The sequence below is a fragment of the Pseudomonas sp. BNK-15 genome, assembly GCF_047456105.1.
In the GTDB taxonomy this organism is placed as follows: Bacteria; Pseudomonadota; Gammaproteobacteria; order Pseudomonadales; family Pseudomonadaceae; genus Aquipseudomonas; species Aquipseudomonas putida_E.
Window position 1 is genome coordinate 2,351,805 of the sequence record NZ_CP179898.1, and the last position, 23,666, is coordinate 2,375,470.

At 62.2% G+C, this 23,666-nt stretch carries 17 protein-coding genes; 6 read left to right on the forward strand and 11 right to left on the reverse strand.

The genetic code is table 11. The annotated features are described in order from the left end of the window. Positions 1 to 14: 14 nt before the first annotated feature. The 4 genes from ACMGF5_RS10795 to betI all read right to left on the reverse strand — a co-directional run bounded on the left by ACMGF5_RS10795 (position 15) and on the right by betI (position 5,961). Positions 15 to 1,757, reverse strand: a complete 1,743-nt coding sequence (locus tag ACMGF5_RS10795; RefSeq protein WP_115273385.1) for a potassium/proton antiporter — start codon at positions 1,755 to 1,757, stop codon at positions 15 to 17. 186 nt (positions 1,758 to 1,943) lie between these two features. Beyond that, positions 1,944 to 3,635, reverse strand: a complete 1,692-nt coding sequence (betA, locus tag ACMGF5_RS10800) for a choline dehydrogenase (RefSeq protein ID WP_046784979.1) — start codon at positions 3,633 to 3,635, stop codon at positions 1,944 to 1,946. A gap of 158 nt (positions 3,636 to 3,793) precedes the next feature. Further along, entirely contained in the window at positions 3,794 to 5,266 is a 1,473-nt protein-coding gene (gene betB, locus ACMGF5_RS10805; protein ID WP_115273386.1) for a betaine-aldehyde dehydrogenase, read from the reverse strand. A gap of 38 nt (positions 5,267 to 5,304) precedes the next feature. Then, the gene (gene betI / locus ACMGF5_RS10810) at positions 5,305 to 5,961 is read right to left on the reverse strand and encodes a transcriptional regulator BetI (protein WP_039601898.1); all 657 of its coding nucleotides are present in this window, start codon (positions 5,959 to 5,961) and stop codon (positions 5,305 to 5,307) included. Positions 5,962 to 6,495: 534 nt separating this feature from the next. On the opposite strand from betI, the gene ACMGF5_RS10815 reads away from it, so the two are divergent. Together ACMGF5_RS10815 and ACMGF5_RS10820 are read left to right on the forward strand one after the other, a co-directional pair. Beyond that, positions 6,496 to 8,442, forward strand: a complete 1,947-nt coding sequence (locus ACMGF5_RS10815) for a BCCT family transporter (protein WP_237859345.1) — start codon at positions 6,496 to 6,498, stop codon at positions 8,440 to 8,442. A 224-nt stretch (positions 8,443 to 8,666) separates the two neighbouring features. Then, positions 8,667 to 13,229, forward strand: a complete 4,563-nt coding sequence (locus tag ACMGF5_RS10820) for a dermonecrotic toxin domain-containing protein (RefSeq protein ID WP_414157778.1) — start codon at positions 8,667 to 8,669, stop codon at positions 13,227 to 13,229. 6 nt (positions 13,230 to 13,235) lie between these two features. Here ACMGF5_RS10820 and ACMGF5_RS10825 read toward each other — a convergent pair whose 3' ends face one another. The 4 genes from ACMGF5_RS10825 to gpmI form a co-directional block, all read right to left on the reverse strand. Next, complete coding sequence (locus ACMGF5_RS10825) at positions 13,236 to 14,003, reverse strand: divergent polysaccharide deacetylase family protein (protein ID WP_414156847.1); 768 nt, start codon at positions 14,001 to 14,003, stop codon at positions 13,236 to 13,238. An 8-nt stretch (positions 14,004 to 14,011) separates the two neighbouring features. Next, positions 14,012 to 15,334 carry a S41 family peptidase gene (locus tag ACMGF5_RS10830; RefSeq protein WP_046784985.1) on the reverse strand — a complete coding sequence of 441 codons (1,323 nt, stop codon included), beginning with the start codon at positions 15,332 to 15,334 and terminating at the stop codon, positions 14,012 to 14,014. Between the two features lie 92 nt (positions 15,335 to 15,426). Then, positions 15,427 to 16,713, reverse strand: a complete 1,287-nt coding sequence (locus ACMGF5_RS10835) for a murein hydrolase activator EnvC family protein (RefSeq protein WP_115273389.1) — start codon at positions 16,711 to 16,713, stop codon at positions 15,427 to 15,429. 148 nt (positions 16,714 to 16,861) lie between these two features. Next, positions 16,862 to 18,397, reverse strand: coding sequence for a 2,3-bisphosphoglycerate-independent phosphoglycerate mutase (gene gpmI, locus ACMGF5_RS10840; protein ID WP_125923655.1), 1,536 nt, complete (start codon positions 18,395 to 18,397; stop codon positions 16,862 to 16,864). A 206-nt stretch (positions 18,398 to 18,603) separates the two neighbouring features. Here gpmI and ACMGF5_RS10845 point away from each other — a divergent pair, with 206 nt between their 5' ends. The 3 genes from ACMGF5_RS10845 to secB are packed head-to-tail and all read left to right on the forward strand — an operon-like array spanning position 18,604 to position 19,798. Then, positions 18,604 to 19,017, forward strand: a complete 414-nt coding sequence (locus ACMGF5_RS10845; protein ID WP_046784988.1) for a rhodanese-like domain-containing protein — start codon at positions 18,604 to 18,606, stop codon at positions 19,015 to 19,017. 1 nt (position 19,018) lies between these two features. Continuing rightward, positions 19,019 to 19,273, forward strand: a complete 255-nt coding sequence (grxC, locus tag ACMGF5_RS10850; protein WP_046784989.1) for a glutaredoxin 3 — start codon at positions 19,019 to 19,021, stop codon at positions 19,271 to 19,273. Positions 19,274 to 19,312: 39 nt separating this feature from the next. Continuing rightward, entirely contained in the window at positions 19,313 to 19,798 is a 486-nt protein-coding gene (gene secB / locus ACMGF5_RS10855; protein WP_012312355.1) for a protein-export chaperone SecB, read from the forward strand. 70 nt (positions 19,799 to 19,868) lie between these two features. Here the strand turns inward: secB and trmL are convergent, their stop codons facing one another. Next, entirely contained in the window at positions 19,869 to 20,330 is a 462-nt protein-coding gene (gene trmL, locus ACMGF5_RS10860; protein ID WP_011531803.1) for a tRNA (uridine(34)/cytosine(34)/5-carboxymethylaminomethyluridine(34)-2'-O)-methyltransferase TrmL, read from the reverse strand. Here trmL and ACMGF5_RS10865 point away from each other — a divergent pair. Beyond that, complete coding sequence (locus ACMGF5_RS10865; RefSeq protein WP_046784990.1) at positions 20,329 to 20,766, forward strand: hypothetical protein; 438 nt, start codon at positions 20,329 to 20,331, stop codon at positions 20,764 to 20,766. The two genes, trmL and ACMGF5_RS10865, sit on opposite strands and share 2 nt — an antisense overlap. 297 nt (positions 20,767 to 21,063) lie before the next feature. On the opposite strand, the gene ntrC is transcribed toward ACMGF5_RS10865, so the two are convergent. Beyond that, on the reverse strand, positions 21,064 to 22,500 hold the full coding sequence (gene ntrC / locus ACMGF5_RS10870) for a nitrogen regulation protein NR(I) (protein ID WP_039603934.1): 1,437 nt from the start codon (positions 22,498 to 22,500) through the stop codon (positions 21,064 to 21,066). Continuing rightward, the gene (gene glnL, locus ACMGF5_RS10875; RefSeq protein WP_046784991.1) at positions 22,497 to 23,582 is read right to left on the reverse strand and encodes a nitrogen regulation protein NR(II); all 1,086 of its coding nucleotides are present in this window, start codon (positions 23,580 to 23,582) and stop codon (positions 22,497 to 22,499) included. Before glnL ends, ntrC begins: the two co-directional genes overlap by 4 nt. Positions 23,583 to 23,666 lie beyond the last annotated feature (84 nt).

The window sequence follows — 23,666 nt, forward strand, 5'->3', positions numbered from 1 at the left end:
TGCAGAAACGAAGTTTAGAGGAACAATCCTGGTCCGGGTCGCGTTCCTTCGGGGAATCTGACGCCCACTTTCTGGATCTTGTTCCCGTCCATGGTCGCCACGGTCCAGATCGTGCCGTGCCATTCGACCTGATCGCCCACTACTGGAGCGCCCCCGACCTTCTGTCGGATGAACTGCGCCAGCGGCATTTTTGCGTCCAGGCCGTCGAGTTTCAGGCCGTAAAGGGCTGCTACCGCGCCCAGCTCGGCATCGCCTTCGAGCACGAAGTCGCCGAAAAAGCGCAAGTCCAGGCCGCGTTGCGGGGCTTGGCTGAACAGCTTGCCCAGTGCTGGCAGGTTGTGTTCGTGGCCGATCACGCAAAGCATGTCGCCGACTTCGAGCACGGTACTGCCGGAGGGGTGCAATAGCTGTTCGCCACGGAACAGCGCGGCGATGCGGGTGCCCTCGGGCATCTTAAGTTCGCGCAGGGCGGCACCGATGCACCACTTTTCCGCACCCAGGCGATAGACGAACAACTCCCACTCGCTGGTGATGTGCACCTCGAGCGCAGACCGCGAGATCGGTGCCGGGTCCGGTGGTACCGTGACTTTCAGCAGTTTGGCCATCCACGGCAGGCTGGTGCCCTGCACCAGCAGCGATACCAGCACGATGAAGAACGCTAGGTTGAAGAACAGCTGCGCGTCAGGCAGCCCGGCCATCAGCGGAAACACCGCGAGGATGATGGGGACCGCGCCGCGCAGGCCGACCCAGGAAATGAAGGCTTTCTCGCGGCCATGGAAGGCCTTGAACGGCAGCAGTGCGGCAACCACCGACAGCGGCCGCGCGATCAGGATCATCCACAGCGCCAGGCCCAGTGCGGGCAGGGCGATCGGCAGCAGGTCATGTGGCGTGACCAGCAGCCCCAGCACCAGGAACATGCCGATCTGGGCGAGCCAGGCCATGCCGTCGAGCATGTGCAGGATGCCGTGGCGGCTGCGGATCGGTTTGTTGCCCAGCACCAGGCCGCACAGGTAAACGGCAAGGAAGCCGCTGCCGTGCAGGGCGTTGGTCAGCGAGAACACCGCCAGCCCGCCAGCGATGACCAGAATAGGGTACAGGCCACCGGCCAGGTTGATCCGGTTGACCAGTTGCAGCATCAGCCAGCCACCGCCCAGGCCCAGCAGGCCACCGATGCCGAACTCGCGCAGCAAGTGCCCCAGCAGGCTCCAGTGCAGCCCGGTCTGGCCGCTGGCGATCATGTCGATCAGGGTGACGGTGAGGAAGACGGCCATGGGGTCGTTGCTGCCCGATTCGATCTCCAGCGTGGCCGTGACCCGTTCGTTCAGGCCTTTGCCCCCGAGCAGCGAGAACACCGCTGCGGCGTCGGTGGAGCCGACGATGGCGCCGATCAGCAGGCCCTGGATGAGGCTGAGGTCAAACAGCCAGGCCGCGACCAGGCCGGTGAGGGCAGTGGTGATCATCACGCCGATGGTGGCCAGCGACAATGCCGGCCACAAGGCCACGCGGAAGCTCGCTACCCGCGTGCGCAGGCCGCCGTCGAGCAGGATCACCGCCAGTGCCAGGTTGCCCACCAGGTAGGCGGTCGGGTAGTTGTTGAAGATGATGCCGCCACCGTCCACGCCTGCGAGCATGCCGACCGCGAGGATGATGACCAGGATTGGAATGCCAAGGCGCGACGACAGCGAGCTGACCAGGATACTTGCGCCCACCAGCAATGCGCCGATCAGGAACAGGCTGTTGATGGTGCTTGCATCCAAAGGCAGGTACTCCGGGATAACGCGGGGAAGAGGACTCGATAGCTTTGAAGAACTAGCAGGTCGCGTGCCAATCGATTCTAACCTGATGAATTGGCAGCATGTAAAGCGTTTCTGCAGATGTAGAAAAGGCACCGCGGTGGGTGCCTTTTCTTGTGTTGCCTATGCCGGCGATGAGGCCGGAGCAGGTCAGGCCTGCTTCACTTCACGCATTGGCTTGCCTTTTACCGGGGCGCCGTTGGCCACGTAGTACTTGGCAGTGCTGCGAGGCAGCGGCTTGCGGTTGCGGATCTTGTCCGAGATTTTCTCGGCGATCATGATCGTGGTGGCGTTGAGGTTACCGGTGATGATGATCGGCATGATCGACGCATCCACCACACGCAGGCCCTGCATGCCGTGCACGCGGCCTTCGCCATCGACCACCGCCATGTCGTCGGTACCCATCTTGCACGAGCAGGACGGGTGGAAGGCGGTTTCGGCGTGCTCGCGGATGAACTTGTCCAGCTCTTCGTCCGTCTGCACGTGCGCCCCCGGGCTGATCTCGCGGCCACGGTACGGGTCCAGCGCTGGCTGGGCCATGATCTCGCGAGTCAGGCGGATACCGTCACGGAACTCCTGCCAGTCCTGCTCGGTGGCCATGTAGTTGAACAGGATGCTCGGGTGCTGGCGAGGGTCCTTGGACTTGACCTGGACGCGGCCACGGCTAGGCGAACGCATCGAGCCCATATGTGCCTGGAAACCGTGTTCCTTCACGCCGTTGGAACCGTTGTAGTTAATCGCGACAGGCAGGAAGTGGTACTGAATGTTCGGCCATTCGAACTCAGGGCGGGTACGGATGAAACCGCCTGCCTCGAACTGGTTGCTGGCGCCGATGCCGGTGCCGTTGAACAGCCACTCGGCACCGATGGCCGGCTGGTTCCACCACAGCAGCGACGGGTACAGCGACACCGGCTGGGTGCAGGCGTACTGCAGGTAAAGCTCGAGGTGATCCTGCAGGTTCTCACCGACGCCCGGCAGGTCGTGCACGACCGGGATGTCGAGGCTTTCCAGCAGGGCGCGCGGGCCCACGCCGGAGCGCTGCAGCAATTGCGGCGAGGCGATGGCGCCAGAGCTTACGATGACTTCCTTGCGGGCGCGGGCTTCGACGCGCTCCTCGCTGTCGCCGACCAGATAGGTCACGCCAACGGCGCGCTTGCCTTCGAACAGCACGCGGTCGCTCAGGGCATGGGTGACGATGGTCAGGTTCGGGCGCTTCTTGGCCTGGTCCAGGTAACCGCGGGCGGTGCTGGAGCGGCGGCCGTTCTTGGTCACCGAACGGTCCATCGGGCCGAAGCCTTCCTGCTGGTAGCCGTTCAGGTCTTCAGTGCGCGGGTAACCGGCCTGTACGCCGGCCTCGACCATGGCGTTGAACAGCGGGTTGTTGCCGGCTTTGGGCGTGGCAACGCTGAGCGGGCCTTCACCACCGTGGTAATCGTTGGGGCCGATGTCACGGGTTTCCGCCTTGCGGAAGTACGGCAGGCAGTCCAGGTAAGCCCAGTCTTCCAGGCCCGGCAGTTTTGCCCAGCCGTCGAAGTCCAGGGCGTTACCGCGGATGTAGCACATGCCGTTGATCAGCGAGGAACCACCCAGGCCCTTGCCGCGGCCACATTCCATGCGGCGGCCGTCCATGTGCGGCTCCGGGTCGGTCTCGTAGGCCCAGTTGTAGCGACGGCCTTGGAGCGGGAATGCCAGGGCGGCCGGCATCTGGGTGCGGAAGTCGAGGCGGTAGTCGGGGCCACCGGCTTCGAGCAGCAGGACGGTGACGCTGGCGTCTTCGGTCAGGCGAGTGGCCAGGGTGTTACCGGCCGAGCCGGCACCAACGATGATGTAATCGTATTCCATGGGCTTTCTCCTCGAAAGCAGCGGCAAGCTTCAAGCTACAAGCTGCAAGAAAACACAGCCGTGCGAAGCTCGCGAATGGATTAGGGCTGCAAGGGCCGGGGCATGATGCACCCGGCACTTGCTTGCAGCTTGTTGCTCGCGGCTTGGAGCTGAGTTTCTCAGAAGACCGACGCGTAGCCGCCCAGTTCGACCTGGACCGACTTGATGCGAGTGTATTGCGCCAGCGAACTGATGCCGTTTTCACGGCCGACGCCCGACTGCTTGTAGCCACCGACCGGCATTTCGGCTGGCGATTCACCCCAGGCGTTGATCCAGCAGATGCCGGCTTCGAGCTTGTGGATGATGCGGTGGGCGCGGGTGATGTCGTTGGTGCACACGCCTGCGGCCAGGCCGTATTCGGTGTCGTTTGCGCGACGGATGACTTCTTCTTCGGTTTCGTAGGTGAGGATGCTCATCACCGGGCCGAAGATCTCTTCCTTGACGATGGTCATGTCGTCGGTGCAGTCGGTGAACACGGTCGGGGCCACGAAGGCGCCCTTGGCGAAATCACCTTCGGTCAGACGCTCGCCGCCGCACAGTACGCGGGCACCTTCTTGCTTGCCCTTGGCGATGTAGCCCAGCACGCTTTCCATGTGCTGGAAGCTGACCAGCGGGCCGAAATTGGTGTTTTCGTCTTCCGGGTTGCCGGCGCGGATACGGGCAACGCGCTCGGCGATCTTGGCTTCGAAGGCCGCTTTCATCTGGGCAGGGATGAACACGCGGGTACCGTTGGTGCAGACCTGACCGGAGCTGTAGAAGTTGGCCATCATGGCGATGTCGGCGGCCTTGTCCAGGTCGGCGTCGGCGCAGATGATCAGCGGCGACTTGCCACCCAGCTCCATGGTGACTTCCTTGAGCGAGGAGCTCGAAGCGCTGGCCATGACTTTCTTGCCGGTGGTGGTGCCGCCGGTGAAGGAGACTTTCTCGATGCGCGGGTGTTCGGTCAGCCAGGTGCCGACTTCACGGCCGCTGCCGGTCAGCACGTTGAACACGCCGTCCGGCAGGCCAGCTTCGGTGTAGATCTCGGCCAGTTTCAGGGTGGTCAGCGAGGTGACTTCCGAAGGCTTGAAGATCATCGCGTTGCCGGCGGCCAGGGCTGGGGCGGACTTCCACAGGGCGATCTGGATCGGGTAGTTCCAGGCGCCGATACCGACGGTCACGCCCAGCGGCTCGCGGCGGGTGTAGACGAACGAGCTTTCGCGCAGCGGAATCTGCTCGCCTTCGATGGCCGGCACCAGGCCTGCGTAGTATTCCAGCACGTCGGCGCCAGTGACGATGTCGACGTAGCGGGTTTCGGAGTACGACTTGCCGGTGTCCAGCGTTTCCAACATGGCCAGTTCGTCGTTGCGCTCACGCAGAATGTCGACGGCACGGCGCAGGATGCGCGAACGCTGCATGGCAGTCATTGCGGCCCAGATTTTCTGACCGCGCTCGGCGCTTTCGACGGCTTTCTCGACGTCGGCCTGAGTGGCGCGCTGCACGTGGGCGAGGACTTCGCCGGTCGCCGGGTTGATGGCTTCGAAGGTGGCGTTGCTGCCAGCGTCGACATAACCGCCGTCAATGTAGAGTTTTTGCGTTCCGAAACGGGCCATAGTGTCCTCGCAAGTGCAGTGTGTGAGTGGCTTTCGCGTCACGCTCCGGCCGGCTGGGCAAGGGCTGTGCGCGTTTTTTCAGAGGCCGGTGGTTGCGTGTCCGGGCGCTGCTGTTTAGCCAGTTGTAGTTCCAGGTATTCGTAAGCGATCTGTATCGCCTGGCCGGTGTCGAAGGCATCGCCCGACAACGCTCCACGCAGCCACAGCCCGTCGATCAAGGCAGCCAGGCCGCGGGCGGCGGTGCGCGCTTCATCGAGCGGCATGGCGCGGCGGAACTGGCAGCACAGGTTGGAATACAGGCGGTGATCGTTGATCCGCTGCAACCTGTGCAAGGACGGCTGGTGCATGCTGGAGGCCCAGAAGGCCAGCCAGGTTTTCATTGCCGGGCCATTCACCTGGCTGGCATCGAAGTTGCCTTCGATGATCACCCTCAGGTGGGCTCGCGGGCTGTCGTCGGTCAGCGCTTGGCGACGAGCGATCACGCCCTCGTTGAGCATGTTCATGATGTAGCGCATCGTCGCCGCTATCAGGCCGTTCTTGTCCTGAAAGTAGTGACTGATGATGCCGTTCGACACACCGGCCAAACGGGCAATCAGCGCAATGCTGGCATCTCCCAGGCCGACCTGATCGACTGCTTGCAGCGTAGCTTCGATCAATTGCTGGCGGCGGATGGGTTGCATACCGACCTTGGGCATCTTGCTATCTCCTCAGGCCTGACGAGCAGACGAAGTGCGGCTGACTCGGCGAGGACCAGTCTATTTTGTTTTGATTGAACGTTCAATCAATAAAGAATAAGCTCTGCGACAATTTGTGCCATTGACAGTTTTTCAGGCTGTTTCGAGGGCACGGATTGACACCCCAGGAAATCGCGTAACCCCCGGAATACAAGGCGTTGACGGGTATGAGCGATGCGAACTGCAGATTCTGCCGAGCGGTCATCGACCTGCGGCAGGCCCTTGGAGCGGGCGGGGTGCTCTGTGACGAATGCGCGCACCAATCTGATTGGGCGAAGCATTTGCGCCGACCACCTGTCTGGTTTTTGCAACGTTTCTATCAGGGATCACGGTTTCCAAGGTGCTTTTATAACACCTGACGCAGTGGGGGTATTCCACCAATTGCTCGGGAAAAGACTGATTAGCCTCCACAGCCGCACTGCCCGGAGCATTCGTGCAATGAGTTCTGCCTCCCTTACCAAACCCCCCGCCGAGAGGGTACGGGTCAATCGCGTGGTGTTTTTCACTTCCGCGCTGATGATCCTCGTTCTGACTGCCTTGCTTATCGCTGTTCCCGAAACCGCCGGTCAGGTACTGGGCGTGGCCCAGAAGTGGCTGACGCGCACCTTCGGCTGGTACTACATGCTGGTGATCTGCGGTTACCTGCTGTTTGTCGTTTACCTGGCGTTCTCCGATTACGGCAAGCTCAAGCTTGGCGGCAAGGATGACCAGCCCGACTTCAGTTACGGCGCCTGGGCCGGCATGCTGTTTTCCTCCGGTATCGGCATCTCGCTGCTGTACTTCGGCGCCTCCGAGCCGCTGGACCACTACTTCAATCCGCCCCAGGGCACCCCTGCCAGCCTCGAGGCCGCGCGCCAGGGCCTGCAACTGACCTTCCTGCACTGGGGCCTGCATGGCTGGGCGATCTACGCCCTGGTCGGGTTGGCCGTAGGCTACTTTGCCTACCGGCACAACCAGCCGCTGGCACTGCGCTCGGCACTGTATCCGCTGGTCGGCGAGCGTTGGGTCAAGGGCGCTGCCGGCAATGCCGTGGACATCTTCGGCATGTTCGTCACCCTGCTCGGTCTGGTGACCAACCTGGGGATCGGTGCGATGCAGGTGTCTTCGGGCCTTGAATACCTGTTCGGCATGGACCACAGCCAGACCAACCTGCTGGTGGTGATTCTGGTCATGGCCGGCGTGGCTACGGTGGCTGCGGTGTCAGGTGTGGAAAACGGCATCCGCCGCCTGTCCAACCTGAACATCATGCTGTTCAGTGGTTTGCTGATCTTCGTGCTGCTGGGCGGCGAGACCCTGCACCTGCTCAACGGCCTGGTGCAGAACATCGGCGACTACCTCAATGGCATCGTGCTGAAGACTTTCGACCTTTATGTCTACGAAGGCGAGGCCGGCAACTCTGAGCGCTGGTTGGGCCTGTGGACCGTGTTCTACTGGGCGTGGTGGATCTCCTGGGGCCCGTTCGTCGGCATGTTCATTGCCCGTATCTCCAAGGGCCGTACCGTGCGCCAGCTGGTCTGCGGCGTACTGCTGATCCCGCTGGGCTTCACCCTGGCCTGGTTGTCGATCTTCGGCAATACCGCACTTGACCTGGTGATCAACCAGGGCGCCGTGGAGCTGGGCAAGACCGCGCTGGAGCAGCCGTCGATGTCGATCTACCAGCTGCTGGAGTATTTCCCAGCCGCCAAGATCGTGATCGGTGTGGCGGTGTTCGTGGGCTTCGTGCTGTTCCTCACCCCGGCCGACTCCGGTGCGGTGATGATGGCCAACCTGTCGTGCAAGGGCGGCAAGGTCGACGAAGATGCCCCGCACTGGATGGTGGTGTTCTGGTCGGTGATCATCACCCTGGTCACCATTGGCCTGCTGTTCGCCGGTAACTTCGAAGCCATGCAGACCATGGTGGTGCTGGCGGGCCTGCCGTTCTCGGTGGTGCTGGTGCTGTTCATGTTCGGCCTGTACAAGGCCATGAAGCAGGACGTTGCCGTGGAGCAGGAGCGTGCCGAGCTGGCCGCCCGTGGCCGTCGCGGTTTCACCGAGCGCCTGAGCCAGCTGGAGCTGCAGCCGACCCAGGCCGTGGTGCAGCGCTTCATGGACAAGCAGGTCAGCCCGGCCCTGAAAGAAGCAGCCGAGCAACTGCGCACCCTGGGCTTTGATGTCGAGAGCCGTGTTGGCCAGTCGCGCAACATGATGGGCCTGCGGGTGATGATGGAAGAGGGCAACCCCTTCGTTTACGAGGTGAGCCTGGACGGTTACATGGCCGCACCGAGCGATGCGCCGGTCGAGGGCGAGCCGCAGGTGCGCCAGCGCTTCTATCGCGCCGAAGTGTACCTGCACGATGGCAGCCAGGAGTACGACCTGATGGGCTTCGCGCCTGAGCAGATCGTGCGTGATGTACTCGACCAGTTCGAGAGCCATCGCCAGTTGCTGGGCCGCGTCTACAGCTGATCCGGTTAGCCCTTGGGCGGCCGGATGCCGGCCGCCCAACGGCTCCAGCTTTATGTAACGCAGCGAACTTTGCCCCTTGGCACATCCTTGCGCTCCATTTGTCGCGAGGAAGCCGCCCCATGCCCATTCAGCCAAGTCCTGTGCCTGACTTTCGTCGGGCAGTTGCTACCGAGTTTTTCAGTCGTCCAACCCTACGTAGTGTTCTGAGCCAGCAGATTCTCGAATTGCTGGTCCCCTGTCATGCCGCTTTGGCCGGCGCCAGGCTGCCCGATGCCGAACCGCTCATACTCAACATCCCTGCCCGCATTGCGTCCGGCCCGCAGACCTACGACGCGTGGACGCCCCGGCCATTGCTGGAGGTCATGCTTGAGGCATTTCACGCCCGCCAACCCCTGGCATCGCTGGGGGCTGACGGTGGGGATTTCCTGCTGGCAGTCCGGGAACCCTGGTTCCTGCGCGACCAGCAGGGCAACAAATTGCCGTCTGGGGCGATTTCGATCCGGCCCCAACTGGCTGCCTTGGATGACCTCCTGCTTATGCTTGCGGACAACTTCTGCCAAGCCCTGGTCGATTACTGGACGGCGTCAGGCAGTCAAGGCGTGAGCCGGGACCTGTGGCTGCAGCACCTGCTCAAAACGGCATTGCTGCAGAATTTGAGATTGCAAAGCCTGGACGACCAGCAACGTCAGTGTTTGCTCAGCTTGCTCAAGAATCACGGCGCCACTCCTTCTGTATTTATGGTCCAGGTGCAACTCGATAACGACGCTCAGTGGTTGCCTAACCTGCTGGTCAGGGGCGAGTGGGACGAGCGCGAGGTGTTTCTGTGGTGCGCCCCGTCCAGCCTGGTGAGGGCATTTGCATCGCTGGATGACTTCGCTGAAACGTTACGTGACGAGTTTGCCGAGCACCAGCGCTTCGAATCCATGGCATGGCACCGCTATGAGTTGGAAGGTGACGTGTTTGCCCAGCAAAGCAGCCTGTTGTTGGAGATCATGCTTGATGACATAGGGCGTTTGCGTTACGCGCAGTTGCCAGACTGTTCGCTGCTTGAGAGGGCTTTTTCTGCGCTGAGCGACCCCGCGCGCTGGTTCATTGAAGGTTACGGCCAAGCCAGCGAGGCACAGATTGCATTGCCGCCTGGCCTGCGAAATAGCAATGCTGCAAATAACTTTGTCTATCAACGGGGCGTGTTCGAACTGGCTTTGGCTCAGGCTCAGTCCGAAGGGGGTGGGGCGCTTGAGGATGTACTTGATCTGCGCAGCTACACCCGTCAGGCGCTGCGGGCGCGAATGCTTGCTGATTTCCCGGTCGAGGCCAACTATTTTCCGGATGACCTGGTTCTGCAACTGACCATCAATGCCGGCTGGCCCGGTGGTGCCGGCGTCGGGCCGGGCGATTCGGCGGTTGAGCACCGCAGCATGACGTTGACCGATTTCGCCATCGGTAACCTCTGGTCGCTGCAGAGCGCGCAGCTTACCGGCATAACGCACCGTGAAAACCAGTTGATCATGGACTGGATGAATGTCGACTACGTCAAGTCGCTGGTGCAGCGTGTCGACATCGGCAAGCACTACCCCACCTACGTCGCGCAGAAGCTGGACGACCCCGCTACACAGACCGAGCGGATCAAACGCTTTGGCCGTGAATGGCGGTGTTCACTACTGTTCAGCGCGCTCTATGCCCGCTTGCAGGGCGGGCTGAGCGACGCAGGCTTGCAGTGTGTGACCGATTTTTGCCACGGCTACCTTGACCCGCAATTGCCAGCGCTGATGCTGATGCCTCTGGCCTTCAGGCGTGAAGCGAGCGCGATCGAGCAGGATGAGGTCAGTGGCATGTATGTTCTGTTCGCTGCTGAGCCTGCAAAGGTTTTGCTGTATCGGCCTCTGTACAACGCAACGCCGCTGCTCGAGTTTGCCAGCCTGGACCTGATGATGGCTGCAATCCGCAAGCCCGGGCCATTGCAGGACAGCGTCCTTGAGTGGATGTCGCCCGCCTCGCGTGCCGCCTACGCATATGGCGGCTTTTACGAGCCGCATTGGCCAGGGCCTATCCTGGCAAGCGATTTGCTGCCTGAGCGAGGGCGCCCACCAACTTTCGCAGCGCAGTTCTGGCGCAATGATGTGGATGTGAGGCTGTATAAGGCCAATCGCAACCTGCTGGTGGAACTGGCTGACCGCGAATCGGTTTCCAATGCCGAGAGTCGCTGGGCGGTTCTCGTTCAGGGGGCTTGGCTGTTGTTCGACGTTGTAACGTTGCTGCTGCGTGGGCCTGTGGCCGTCGTTGCCTGGCTGGTACAGGCCATTTCCGGATTGCACGACGACCTGGTGGCCTTGCGCGATGGCAGTGCGTTCGAGCGCAGTGCAGCTGTGGTGGACCTGTTGCTCAACGCCTGCATGGCCTTGATGCATTTGCGTTTGTCGCGGTTGCACTTAAGCGAGCCTGTAAGGGACCTTCCCGCTCGGGGCGCAATGCCTGCGTGGCCTGGCGCACAAGCAATGGTTGTTCCCATACAAGGCAAGGTTGGTGTTCCAGGAGGGCTGGCGAAGCATGGCTCTACCCGGCTGGATTTTTCCTGGCGTGGCACACAGGGGTTCAATGTGCTCTCACCGCAGCAGCGCAAGGTGGTGTCCGGTATGCGCGTGGATGTATCGCTGGAAGGCCTGGAACCGCTTGCAGCGGGAGCGGAACGCGGGTTGTACCGCGTTGGCGAGCACTATTACCTTACGCTAGGCGATGGTGTGTACCGGGCCACCTTTGAGGAGCAAGGTTTGCGTATGGTGGGGGCCGACGGCGGCCTGGGGCCCTGGTTGGCGTTCGAGCACGGACAATGGCGTGTCGATCGTGGCTTGCGCTTGCAAGGCGGCATGCCACGCAGTCGCCTTGAAGCCTTGAAAGAGGAAAATCGCAAGAAAATCGAGCAACTCAAGAGCGAAGAAACAGTACTGGCCCGCCAGCACAATGCGCTGGCAGATACGCTGAACAGGCACCGCGACCTGCTCGGTGAAAAGGACAAGCGCATCGCAGTGCTCGAGGCGCTTGCCGAGCCGGACGACTTGGCCCTTCGCGAACTGGAACTGACCCAACGCCTGCGCAAGCAGATCAACTTGAAGATTGTCTATGAGGTCAAGAGCCTGATCGGGAACTCACTCGAGCATGAGCGAGTGGTCGCCAGCCTCTTCAGCATGCGCCATGACAACAATGCCTACAGCAATGCTGTCAGGGAGCAGCGCAGCAGGATCCGCCACAGCCTGATCGAGAATATTTCGACGTTCTATAACGAACTGGCTTCCATCATCAATGATGAGGATGTGCAAAGCCTGGCCGACCAGGTCGTCATACACCCTGAGCAGGCAGAGGAGATCAGCCAGTACGAGCACTTTCGCAGCGTACTGGAAGAGGTCATCAAGTGGGAGTCGGACCTTGTGGACATGTCCCGACTGCTCGACACCCTGCTCGACGAAACGCTCAAGGACGACAGTTACGTTTTCAGAAACGATGAAACCCACCAACGCATCAACAAGGAAGCCGAGCTCAAAGGTACTATTGAGGCGCGTCGGGTATCGGCCATCGATCTGGACTTTCGCCTGCTCCAGGACTTGGCGGAGGTCAGCCTGGACCGGCTGGCCGATGTGGAGGAACGGGTGTTGTCGCAATACCTCGAGTACCTGGCCGGCGACAGCCTGAAAAGTGCAGGCAACGCGCACGGCGATCTGGCTGGCAGTAACCTGGCGCTGGCCGAGCAGATCGAGGTCTTGAGCGGCATCCTGGAAGGTTATGAAGAAGCCGCAGCGATGGCCGATTACCTGGGCAGTGTGGGCGGCGCCGCGATCAGGCAGGAACCGTTGCAGCAGTACAAGAGAACGCTGCGCGGTTTGCAGCGTGCCGCCCAGAACGAGCTGGCCCAAGCGGTACGCGAGCAGGAACTGTCCGAGCCTGCCGCGCCGCGTCCGGTGTTCTACACCCCGCGCGGCGGGCGGCGCAAGCTGGTCCGCACCCATCGCGGGCGCAAGGTGCTGGGCGAGGAAGTCGAGCTGGATGGGGTGGCGGTCGTCCAGCAGCGCGACGAACGTACCCGGCATGTGCTGAAAACCTTCCGTCAGCAAGGTGATGAATGGGTCGAGGATGCGCCACAGCCCGATGAAGCGAAGCCGCCATTCTCGCCGCAGATCCCACGCTTGGCACGCAAGCGGGCTCAGGCACTGCTTGACGAGGTCGATCGGATCAACAAACTGGCCAGAAGCTTTTTCCAGGCTGAGCAACCCAATGGTTTGGCCACGGTCGTCGATGGGCACCTGGAAAAACTGCGGATTGCTCACAGTACTTTGCCCCGCATGACCCCTGACGATGCTTTGTTCGAGCAGCTGGGGGCGGCCATTGAACGCTTGCAGGCCACCCGTCGCGATCTGCTGACCGGTATCTACCTGTCAACCGACCATCCGGATGCCAGTAGCCTGCGCTTTCTGCTCGACAACCACCAAGTGACGATACACCGCGCAGGGCCACGCAAGCTGCTGGCAGCGGGCGATTACCTGGATGTCTACGAAATCAGGCGTATGCCGCGGGCCGGGCAGGCTCAAGGCGACGGGCTGTGGGAGGCGCACTTCCACTACCTGGACATGGATACGACGGCGCGGCAATTCAGCAAGGGCCATCTGAAGCTGTGGGCGCAGCGCAAATTGGGGCGCCTGGCGCAGCTGCGGGCAGCGACCAGCGGTGAAGCCCTGGTGGCGATCTACCGGGGTAATTTACGCCTGAACCAGGTGGAGGGCCTGATCCCTTTCGACTGAAATGCCTCAGCGGTTGCTGTAGCGGCCGTGCTTGCCGTGTGCGGGCATTGCCTGATTACCGCGCTCGGCGATCATCTGTGAGAGCGTGATCAGTTCGATGCCCTGGCTCTTGAGCCGGGGCATTTGCTGTTCCAGTACTTGCAGGGTCTGCAGATAAGGATGCCCGATCAGCACAGCCGAGCCTTGCCTGTGTGCCAGTGCCACGCCTTGCTGCAGCTGTGTGGTGATGGCCTCTGTGGTGCGTACGTCGTCCAGAAACACGTCGCGCGACACATGCCCAAGGGCCTGTGCCTGTGCCTCGGCGGCGGCGACGGTGGCAGCACTGGTACGGCTGTCTACGAAAAACAGATGCCGCCGCTGGAGTTCCCCCATCAGCCAGGTCATGGCGCCACGCTGGGCGGTCATGCGGCTGCCCATGTGGTTGTTGATGCCGGCGGCGTAGGGCACTTTGGCCAAGGCCGCGTCCAGTCGCCTGGCGAGCTCCGGCAAGGCGATGTCCGGGTGCCAGGCATAGGGCCCGGTGGCGGGGTCCATGGGCATATGCAGGATTACCGTCTTGCCCGCCTTGTGCGCCTGGCGGGCGAACTCGCTGGCGTGGGGGGTATCCGGCATGATCGCCATCGTCACAGGGCCAGGCAGCGCAAGCGTTCTGCTGTCGCGCTCGGTGCTCTGGCCCAGGTCGTCGATGATGATGCTCATGTAGGCCTTGTTGGCCGGCGCTGCATGGGCGAACGCGGCCGACAGGCATAACAGCACGGGCAGCAGATACCGCAACGGATGAATCATTTGCCTGAGGTGATGTTCAGCCCCTTGAGCAGGCTGAGCGCCTGGCTCAGCTGGAAGTCATCGTCCTGCGGACGCTCCTTGCGCTTGCTGCTGCCGGTCGGGCGGTCAGCGCCACCGTTGCCGTTGCCCAGGTGGCCTTGCAGGTCGGCTTCCTTGAAGTTCTCGGTATCGACCTCTGCTGTGAGTTTGGCCGGGCGCACCTCGATGTCCGGCACGATGCCCTGGGCCTGGATCGAGCGGCCATTGGGGGTGAAGTACAGTGCAGTCGTGAGCTTCAGGGCACGGTCGTTGGCCAGTGGCAGCACGGTCTGCACCGAACCTTTGCCGAAGCTGTCGGTGCCCATCAGTACGGCGCGTTTCTGGTCTTGCAGGGCGCCGGCGACGATTTCCGAGGCCGAGGCGCTGCCGCCGTTGATCAGCACGACCAGTGGCACGGCTTCGCTGGCGTCGGCCGGGTCGGCGGAGAAGCGCAGTTCGGAGTTGGCGATACGCCCCTTGGTGTACACGATCAGGCCCTTGGTCAGGAAGTGGTCGGCCACTTCCACCGCTGACTGCAGCACGCCACCGGGGTTGTTGCGCAGGTCCAGAACAACGCCGCGCAGTTTCTTGCCGTTGTCTTTGCGCATCTTGGCCAATGCCTTGCCCACTTCGTCGCCGGTCTTGACCTGGAACTGGGTGATGCGGATGTAGCCGTAGTCGTTTTCCAGCAACTGGCTCTTCACGCTCTTGACCTGGATCACCGCGCGGACCAGGTTCACGTCGAACGGGGTGCCGCCGTCACGTACCAGGGTCAGGGTGATCTTCTCGCCGACCTTGCCGCGCATCTTGTCCACGGCTTCGGTCATGCTCTGGCCGCGGGTGGGCGCACCGTTGATCTTGACGATCAGGTCGCCTGCCTGCACGCCGGCGCGCGAAGCGGGGGTGTCATCGATGGGCGAGACCACCTTGATGAAGCCGTCTTCCTGGCCGACTTCGATACCCAGGCCACCGAACTCGCCACTGGTGCTTTCCTGCAGTTCCTGGAAGTCCTCGGGGCCAAGGTAGGCCGAATGCGGGTCGAGGTTGCTGAGCATGCCTTTGATGGCATTCTCCAGCAGCGTCTTGTCGTCTACCGGCTCGACATAGGCCGCCTTGATGCGGTCCATGACCTCGGCGAAGGTGCGCAGCTCTTCCAGTGGCAGCGGCGCCCTGGCGGTCACCTCGGTGGCTGGCACCGCGGCGGGCTTGGCGGGCGCCGGCTCGGCAGCGATGGCCAAAGGCATACCAGTCGCCAGGGCGATGGTCAGGGCCAGCTGGGTGAGACGAGGCGAGTGCAGCATGTCGAACGAACTCCTGATCCTGTAGGCGCTCCCTGGGGAGCATCGGCCCAGCGTGGGGCGCCGGGCCGTAAAAAAGTGACTAGGCTTTAACCTTAACCTTTGCACCACTGCGAAGGGTCGGTTGGCCTGCCCTGCTGGCGGATGGCGAAGTACAAGCCGGCGGCATCCTGGCCGCCGCTGTCGCCAACGGTGGAAATGGCCTCGCCGGCCTTGACGATGTCCCCGGCGCTCTTGAGCAGGCTCTGGTTGTGGCCGTACAGGCTCAGGTAACCATTACCATGGTCGAGAATGACCAGAAGTCCAGCACCGCGCAACCAGTCGGCGAACACCACGCGCCCGCCGTGCACGGCACGCACCTGGGTGCCGGGGTTGGCGCTGATCATCACGCCGTCCCACTTGGCTCGGGCATCGCTGCCACGGGCTTCACCGAAACGTGCCAGCAATCGACCATTGACGGGCCAGGGAAGTTTGCCCCGTGCGGCAGAAAAAGCACCGCCGTAGGTTGAGCTGCTGCTGGAAACCAACGGGCCTAGGGTGGTGCGCGCCTTTTTTGGCGGTTCGCTGTCTTGCTGTGCGGCCAGCGCTTCCTGCTGTCGGCGCTTTTGGGCCTCTTGCTCGGCCAGCAGGGCCTTTTTGCGCGCTTCTTCGGCCTCACGGGCCTGACGGGCCAGGGTTTCCTCAATGGTCTTGAGCACCTTGGCAAGGTCGGCCTGGTCTTGTTCACGGGCCTGCAGCTTCTTGTCGCGGTCTTTCATGTCACTGTTGAGCTTGGCCAGCACCTGCTGACGTTTGCCACGTTCGGCTTCCAGGGCCTGGCGGCGGCTGTCGAGATCGGCGCGCTGGGCCAGCAACTGTTCTTGCTGGCGAGAAATGTCCTGTTCGACATTGGCCAGCTGGCGCAAGGTCTCGTTGAAGGCACGCAGCTGCTCCATACGCGCCTTGCTCAGGTAGTCGTAGTAGCTGAGGGTGCGGGCGAACTTTTCTGGGTTCTGCTGGTTGAGCAGCAGCTTGAGGTATTCCTCACGGCCATTGTTCTGGTAGGCGGACCGCGCCTGAATGGCGATAAGTCGCTGTTGTTCAATGCGCGAGCTCTGGAGTTTTTTTTTCTCGGTATCAAGGCGCTCCAGCTCGCCCTCGGTCTTTTTTAGTTCTTGCTGCAGAGCCTCCACCTGCTTTTCGAGGTTGCCGATGTCGGTCTCGGTGGCTTTGAGGTCTTTCTGCACGCCGGATTTTTCTGCCTGGAGCTTGCCCAGCGTTTTCTTGAGCTCGGCGATGTCCTGGCGGGTGGCGTCCAGTTGTTGCTGGGTCTGTGCGCGCTCGTCGGCGAAGGCCGGGCTGAGCAGGCAAGACAGGGCTAGGAGAATCAGGGCGCGAAGCATGAGGTTGGGCGTACCAAGGATGGAGACTGGCCTAGTATGCCCGCCCGGGGCTGCAAAAAAAACGCCTCACGGCGTCAGCGGCAAGCTTCAAGCTACAAGCGGCAAGCAAAAGCAGGCGCCAGGCCAGGTTTCGCTTGCCGCTTGCCGCTTAATCCTCGAGCAGAATCGAGGTACCGGTCATTTCCGCAGGTTTTTCCAGCCCAAGCAGCTTGAGCATGGTCGGCGCCACGTCGGCCAGCACGCCGCCCTCGCGAACCTTGACCTGGCGCTTGCCGACATAGATGAACGGTACCGGCTCGGTGGTGTGGGCCGTATGCGCCTGGCCGGTGCATTCGTCTTCCATCTGCTCGACGTTGCCGTGGTCTGCGGTGATCAACGCTTCGCCGCCCACCTTGTCCAGTGCCTCGACGATGCGACCGACACAGCCGTCCAGGGCTTCGACGGCCTTGACTGCGGCATCGAACACGCCGGTATGGCCGACCATGTCACCGTTGGCGTAATTGACCACGATCACGTCGTAGCGCTGCTGCTCGATGGCCTCGACGATGCGGTCGGTGACCTCTGGGGCGCTCATTTCCGGCTGCATGTCGTAGGTGGCGACTTTCGGCGACGGGATCAGGATGCGCTCTTCGCCTTCGAACGGTTCTTCGCGCCCCCCGGAGAAGAAGAAGGTGACGTGTGCGTATTTCTCGGTCTCGGCGATGCGCAGCTGGGTCTTGCCGTTTTTGGCCAGGTATTCACCCAGCACGTTGTTCAGGCTGGCCGGGGCAAACGCCGCCGGGGCCGGGATTTTCGCCGAGTACTGGGTCAGGCCGATGTAGGCGGCCAGCTTTGGCAGGCGTGCCCGTGGGAACTCGTTGAAATCGGCTTCGACGAACACGCGCGACAGCTCACGTGCGCGGTCGGCGCGGAAGTTCATGAAGATCACGGCATCGCCATCTTCGACCTTCACCGCTTCGCCAATACGCGTGGCTTTGACGAATTCGTCGCTCTCGTCGCGCGCATAGGCCGCTTCGAGCCCGGCAACAGCGCTGTCTGCAGTGTGTTCGGCAACGCTGTCGACGATCAGGTTGTAGGCGGCACTGACGCGGTCCCAGCGGTTGTCGCGGTCCATCGCGTAGTAGCGGCCGATCAGGCTGGCGATTCGGCCTTTGCCAAGCTTGGCAAAGGCCGAATCGAGCAGCTCGATGGACGATTGCGCGCTGCGCGGCGGGGTGTCACGACCGTCGAGGAACGCATGCAGGTAGATCTTCTCGGCGCCACGCTGCGCGGCCAGTTCGGCCATGGCAATCAGGTGGTCCTGGTGGCTGTGTACGCCGCCGTCGGAGAGCAGGCCGAGGATATGCACGGCCTTGCCGGCACCTGCAGCCTGGTCCACCGCGCCTGTCAGCACCGGGTTCTTGAAGAACTCGCCGTCGCGAATGGCCTTGGTGACGCGGGTGAAGTCCTGGTAGACGACACGGCCGGCGCCCAGGTTCATGTGACCGACTTCGGAGTTGCCCATCTGCCCGTCCGGCAGGCCGACGTCCATCCCTGAACCGGAAATCAGGCCATGCGGCGCGGTGGCACGCAGGCGGTCATAGACCGGAGTGTTGGCGGCATAGATGGCGTTGTATTCGGGGCTTTCGCTGTGGCCGAAGCCATCCAGGATGATCAGGACCAGGGGTTTGGGCGTACTCGTCATCAATCAAACTCACGGTTGTTCAAAGATGATAAAGACACGCATTTTAGGGCAAATGCGCCACCTGCGGCGAATATTCGTCCTGTTCCCTGACCAGCGCGGCGCCCGCGAGAACGGGAAGGTAGTTTTCCCACCGGCCTGTCGGACTTTGGTGGTCATTGGGGGCTGTGTATACTGGCCGGCATTTTCAATCGCCTGGAACACCGCTGATGGTTGCTCACCTGATTCAATTCGCGACAGATCACTACATCCTGGTTGCGATCTTCGTTGTTCTGCTGGTCCTGCTGCTGCTCAATGAAATCCGCCGTGGCGGCCAGAGCCTGAGCAATGGCCAACTGACCGCCCTGGTCAATGCCGAGAAGGGCCTTGTCATCGATATCCGCCCTGCCAAGGAATACTCCGCCGGCCACATCGTTGGTGCGGTGAACATCCCGCAGGACAAGGTCGCCACCCGCATGACCGAACTGGACAAGCACAAAGAGAAGACCCTGATCGTCGTCGACGCAATGGGCCAGCAGTCCGGCACCATCTGCCGCGAACTGCTCAAGGCTGGTTATACCGCCGCCAAGCTGAGCGGTGGCGTTTCCAGCTGGAAAGCCGATAACCTGCCCCTGGTGAAGTGATATGAACGACGTCATCGTCTACTCCAGCGACTACTGCCCCTACTGCATGCGTGCCAAGTACCTGCTCGAGAGCAAGGGCGTGGCCTTCGAGGAAATCAAGGTCGACGGCAAGCCGCAGGTACGCGCCGAGATGAGCCAGAAGGCCGGCCGGACTTCGGTGCCGCAGATCTGGATCGGCAGTACCCATGTCGGTGGCTGCGATGACCTCTACGCCCTGGAGCGCGCCGGCAAGCTCGACGCGCTGCTCAAGGCCTGATTTGCACTGCATTCAAAAACATTAGGATAAGGATCTGCCATGACTGACCAACAGACCAACGGCGCAGCAGCCGAAGACAACAGCCCTCAGTTCTCCATGCAGCGTATCTACGTGCGCGACCTGTCGTTCGAGGCCCCGAAAAGCCCGCAGATCTTCCGTCAGACCTGGGAGCCGAGCGTTGCCCTGGACCTGAACACCAAGCAGAAGGCTCTGGAAGGCGACTTCCACGAGGTGGTGCTGACCCTGTCGGTGACCGTCAAGAATGGTGACGAAGTGGCGTTCATCGCTGAAGTTCAGCAGGCTGGTATCTTCCTGATCAAGAACCTCGACGCCTCTTCCATGAGCCACACCCTCGGCGCGTTCTGCCCGAACATCCTGTTCCCGTACGCCCGCGAGACTCTGGATAGCCTGGTGACCCGTGGTTCGTTCCCGGCACTGATGCTGTCGCCGGTCAACTTCGACGCCCTGTACGCGCAAGAGATGCAGCGCATGCAGGAAGCGGGCGAAGCACCGACCGTGCAGTAATTTTGCCTGGTAGCAAAGAGGCGGCCTTCGAGGTCGCCTTTTTATTACCCGGCTGCCTGCCTCGGGCTTGTCAGCTCCCGGCAAACCCCTGCTGCCGCCACGCCTCATACACCGTCACCGCCACGGTGTTGGACAGGTTCAGGCTGCGGCACCCCGGCCGCATCGGCAGGCGCAGGCGTTGCTCGGCCGGCAGGCTGTCCAGCACCTCGGCCGGCAGGCCGCGGCTTTCCGGCCCGAACAGGAAGGCGTCGCCCGGCTGGTAGGCAACCTCATGAAACGGGTGCGAACCCTTTGTGGTAAAGGCGAACAAGCGTGGGTTGCCCAGGCTCTCCAGGCATCCAGCCAGGCTTTCGTGGCGCTTGAGCGTGGCATACTCGTGGTAATCCAGCCCTGCACGGCGCAGCCGCTTGTCGTCGAGCTCGAAGCTGATCGGTTCGATCAGGTGCAGCGCGCAGCCACTGTTGGCGCAGAGGCGAATGATATTGCCGGTATTGGGCGGAATTTCAGGTTGAAAGAGGATGACGTGAAACATGCACGGCTCCAAGCGTGAAGATGGCGAGCATTCTACCCCCGAACCTGATGTGCGTTCGAAGGGCTTGCCGAAGGTTTTGCTCTCGTTGGCGATCGTCGGCTTGATGGTCGGTTTGATGATCGGCCGTCTGACTGCACCCGAAGCGCTCGTGCTTGAGCGGGTGGAGGTGGTGCAGGACGGGCTGGACCTGTGGTTCAACGATGAACCGAAGCTGCATGGCGAGAATGTCCAGGGTACGGTCGCGTTGCTGTTCCAGGCCGAAGGCAAAGCCCAGCGTGGGCAACTGACCCTGCAGGGCAAGCCGGTGAGCTGGCGTTTGCAGAAAAGTGAGGAAGGGTTGCTGCTGAGCGTGATTGCCGCGCGCCCTCTGCGTGGCGAATGGGCCGGTGCAGAGGACGCGGGGCGCTGGCGGGTGCAGGTGAGGCTGCACGAATAAAAGAGGGGATGTCCCGGCCTGCCTGTACCAGGGTCCCCAAAGCTTGCGCTACTGCGTGTAAAAGAGGGGATTCCCGGCCTGCCTGTACCGAGGCCCCCGAAACTGGAGATACATTACGTATTGCAGGTGGCGTGCCAGTTTTGAAAAACCCGGAAACATTGGGTTTCAGGGCGATCTGGCCGGTTTTTGAGGGGATTTGTGCCTTGGCGCGGTGCAGCTGGCACAGCTTCGGTGCATTGGCCAGAAATGGTTGGGGCCGCAAAGCGGCCCCAACGGTGTTACTGATTCAGCAGGAAGTCAGTGATCATCGCCCTCATCGTCATCCCCGCCATCCACGTTCATCCCCAGTTCCTTGATCTTGCGGGTCAGGGTATTGCGCCCCCACCCCAGCAGCACCGCTGCATCCCGGCGGCGCCCGGCAGTATGCTTGAGCGCCGTCTCGATCATGATCCGTTCAAAGCTGGGCACGGCGCTGTCCAGCAGGTTGGATTGCCCGCGCGCCAAGGCTTGGTCGGCCCATTGGCGCAGCGCCTGCTCCCAGTTGGTCACCGGTGCAGCGTCCTGCGGCAGGTTGAGCAATTCGGGCGGCAGATCGCCGACCAGCACTTCGCGGCTGGACGCCATGACGGTGATCCAGCGGCAGGTGTTTTCCAGCTGGCGGACGTTGCCAGGCCAAGGCAGGTTGCGGATGAATTCTTCGGTTTCCGGCTTGAGCAGCTTCGGTTCGACGGCCAGCTCCTGAGCGGCGCGGCCAAGGAAGTGGCGTGCCAGCGCGGGGATGTCCTCGCGGCGGTCGGCCAGGCGCGGGATATGAATACGGATCACGTTCAGGCGATGGAACAAGTCTTCACGGAACTTGCCAGCCTGTACCAGTGACTCGAGGTTTTGATGGGTTGCAGCGATGATTCGCACATCGACCTTTACGGGCACATGGCCGCCCACACGATAGAACTCCCCATCGGCCAGCACACGCAGCAGGCGAGTCTGCGTATCGGCAGGCATGTCACCGATTTCGTCGAGGAACAAGGTGCCGCCGTCCGCTTGCTCGAAGCGGCCGCGTCGCAGGTTGGCCGCGCCGGTGAAGGCGCCTTTTTCGTGGCCGAACAGCTCCGACTCCATCAGGTCCTTGGGTATGGCGGCCATGTTCAGGGCAATGAACGGTGAGGCCGCCCGCGGGCTGTGGCGGTGCAGGGCGTGGGCCACCAGCTCCTTGCCGGTACCGGACTCGCCATTGATCAGCACGGTGATGTTGGAGTGGCTCAGCCGCCCAATGGCACGGAACACCTCCTGCATCGCCGGGGCTTCACCGATGATTTCCGGCGTACGGGCCAGGGCCTGGGGCACATCGAGGCCTTGCTGCTCCTGCGCATGCTGGTTGGCGCGCTTTACCAGCGAGACCGCCTCATCGACATCGAACGGTTTGGGCAGGTATTCGAAAGCGCCCCCCTGGTACGACGCCACTGCGCTGTCCAGGTCGGAATGGGCGGTCATGATGATGACCGGCAGGCGCGGGTGTTGGTCGCGAATCTGTGCCAGCAGGTCGAGGCCGCTGGCGCCGGGCATCCGAATGTCGGAAATGATCACGTCCGGCTGCTGCCGGGCCAAGCGGCCCATCACGCCATCGGCGCTGTCGAAGCTCTGGGTGGTCATGCCCTCCTGTTGCAGGGCTTTTTCCAGGACCCAGCGGATGGAGCGATCATCGTCGACGATCCATACGGTTTCACTTCGGCTCATGAGGCGGTGGCTCCTTGTTCCAGCGGCAGGAAGATCGAAAAGGCGGTGTGGCCGGCGTGGCTTTCACACTCGATCAGGCCTTGGTGCTGACTGATGATGTTCTGGGTAATGGCCAGGCCCAACCCGGTACCGTCCGGGCGGCCACTGACCATGGGATAGAAGAGGGTGTCTTGCAGTTCACTGGGGATGCCGGGGCCGTTGTCGATGATCTCGACGCGGGCCACCAGTCGGTGGCGCACATGGCCGATGGTGAACTGGCGCATCGCGCGACTGCGCAGGGTGATGCGGCCCAGGCGCAACTCGTTCTGTGAGCTGATCGCCTGCATCGCGTTGCGCACGATATTCAGTACCGCCTGGATCATCTGTTCGCGGTCGATCAGCACGTCCGGCAGGCTCGGGTCATAATCACGCACCAAAGTGATGCATCCTTGGCTTTCTGCGTCGACCAGGCTGCAGACCCGTTCAAGGACTTCGTGAATGTTGGTCATGGCCAGCGATGGCAGCTTGTTCGAACCGAGCATGCGATCGACCAGGTTGCGCAGGCGATCGGCCTCTTCGATGATCACGTTGGTGTAGTCGCGCAGGCCATCTTCGGGCAACTCCCGGGCCAGCAGTTGCGCCGCGCCACGGATGCCCCCCAGTGGGTTCTTGATCTCGTGGGCGAGGCCGCGGACCAGCATCTTGGTGGTTTCCTGCTTGCTCAGCTGGGCTTCTTCCTTGGTGATGCGCAGCAGGCGGTCACGCGGGTGTACCTCCAGCAACAGCAGGGTGTTGCCCTGGTGCAGGATGGGCGTCACGGCATAGTCAACGGTGATGGTCTGGCCGGTCAGCGAGGTCAATTGGGCTTCGCGCTTGGTGAACGGGTGCGCCTGCTCGACCGCCTGGCGCAGGGAGTTGAGCGCCTCGGACGATTCGGTGAACAGTTCGCTGATGAACTGCCCGTGGCTGCGCTGCCCACTCACGGCCAGGAGCATTTCGGCAGCCGGGTTCATGTACTCCAGGCGCAGCTCGGCGTTGAGCAAGAGCGTGGCGGTGGTCAGGTTGTCCAGAAGCAGACGGTGCTGTGCATCGCTGATGGTCATAAGGTGTCGTTGACCTCTTTTGGCGCTTGCCGGGCATGGCGGTGAGCGTGGCCGGCGCACTATGGATCTGCTCATGCCAGGCTC

What these genes read in the sequence shown, in the direction of transcription:
- ACMGF5_RS10835 (WP_115273389.1), bottom strand. Translation starts at nt 16,713, where the DNA reads ATGCTTCGCGCCCTGATTCTCCTAGCCCTGTCTTGCCTGCTCAGCCCG.
- ntrC (WP_039603934.1), bottom strand. Translation starts at nt 22,500, where the DNA reads ATGAGCCGAAGTGAAACCGTATGGATCGTCGACGATGATCGCTCCATC.
- betI (WP_039601898.1), bottom strand. Translation starts at nt 5,961, where the DNA reads ATGCCCAAGGTCGGTATGCAACCCATCCGCCGCCAGCAATTGATCGAA.
- ACMGF5_RS10865 (WP_046784990.1), top strand. Translation starts at nt 20,329, where the DNA reads ATGCACGGCTCCAAGCGTGAAGATGGCGAGCATTCTACCCCCGAACCT.
- betA (WP_046784979.1), bottom strand. Translation starts at nt 3,635, where the DNA reads ATGGAATACGATTACATCATCGTTGGTGCCGGCTCGGCCGGTAACACC.
- trmL (WP_011531803.1), bottom strand. Translation starts at nt 20,330, where the DNA reads ATGTTTCACGTCATCCTCTTTCAACCTGAAATTCCGCCCAATACCGGC.
- betB (WP_115273386.1), bottom strand. Translation starts at nt 5,266, where the DNA reads ATGGCCCGTTTCGGAACGCAAAAACTCTACATTGACGGCGGTTATGTC.
- ACMGF5_RS10830 (WP_046784985.1), bottom strand. Translation starts at nt 15,334, where the DNA reads ATGCTGCACTCGCCTCGTCTCACCCAGCTGGCCCTGACCATCGCCCTG.
- secB (WP_012312355.1), top strand. Translation starts at nt 19,313, where the DNA reads ATGACTGACCAACAGACCAACGGCGCAGCAGCCGAAGACAACAGCCCT.
- glnL (WP_046784991.1), bottom strand. Translation starts at nt 23,582, where the DNA reads ATGACCATCAGCGATGCACAGCACCGTCTGCTTCTGGACAACCTGACC.
- grxC (WP_046784989.1), top strand. Translation starts at nt 19,019, where the DNA reads ATGAACGACGTCATCGTCTACTCCAGCGACTACTGCCCCTACTGCATG.
- gpmI (WP_125923655.1), bottom strand. Translation starts at nt 18,397, where the DNA reads ATGACGAGTACGCCCAAACCCCTGGTCCTGATCATCCTGGATGGCTTC.
- ACMGF5_RS10845 (WP_046784988.1), top strand. Translation starts at nt 18,604, where the DNA reads ATGGTTGCTCACCTGATTCAATTCGCGACAGATCACTACATCCTGGTT.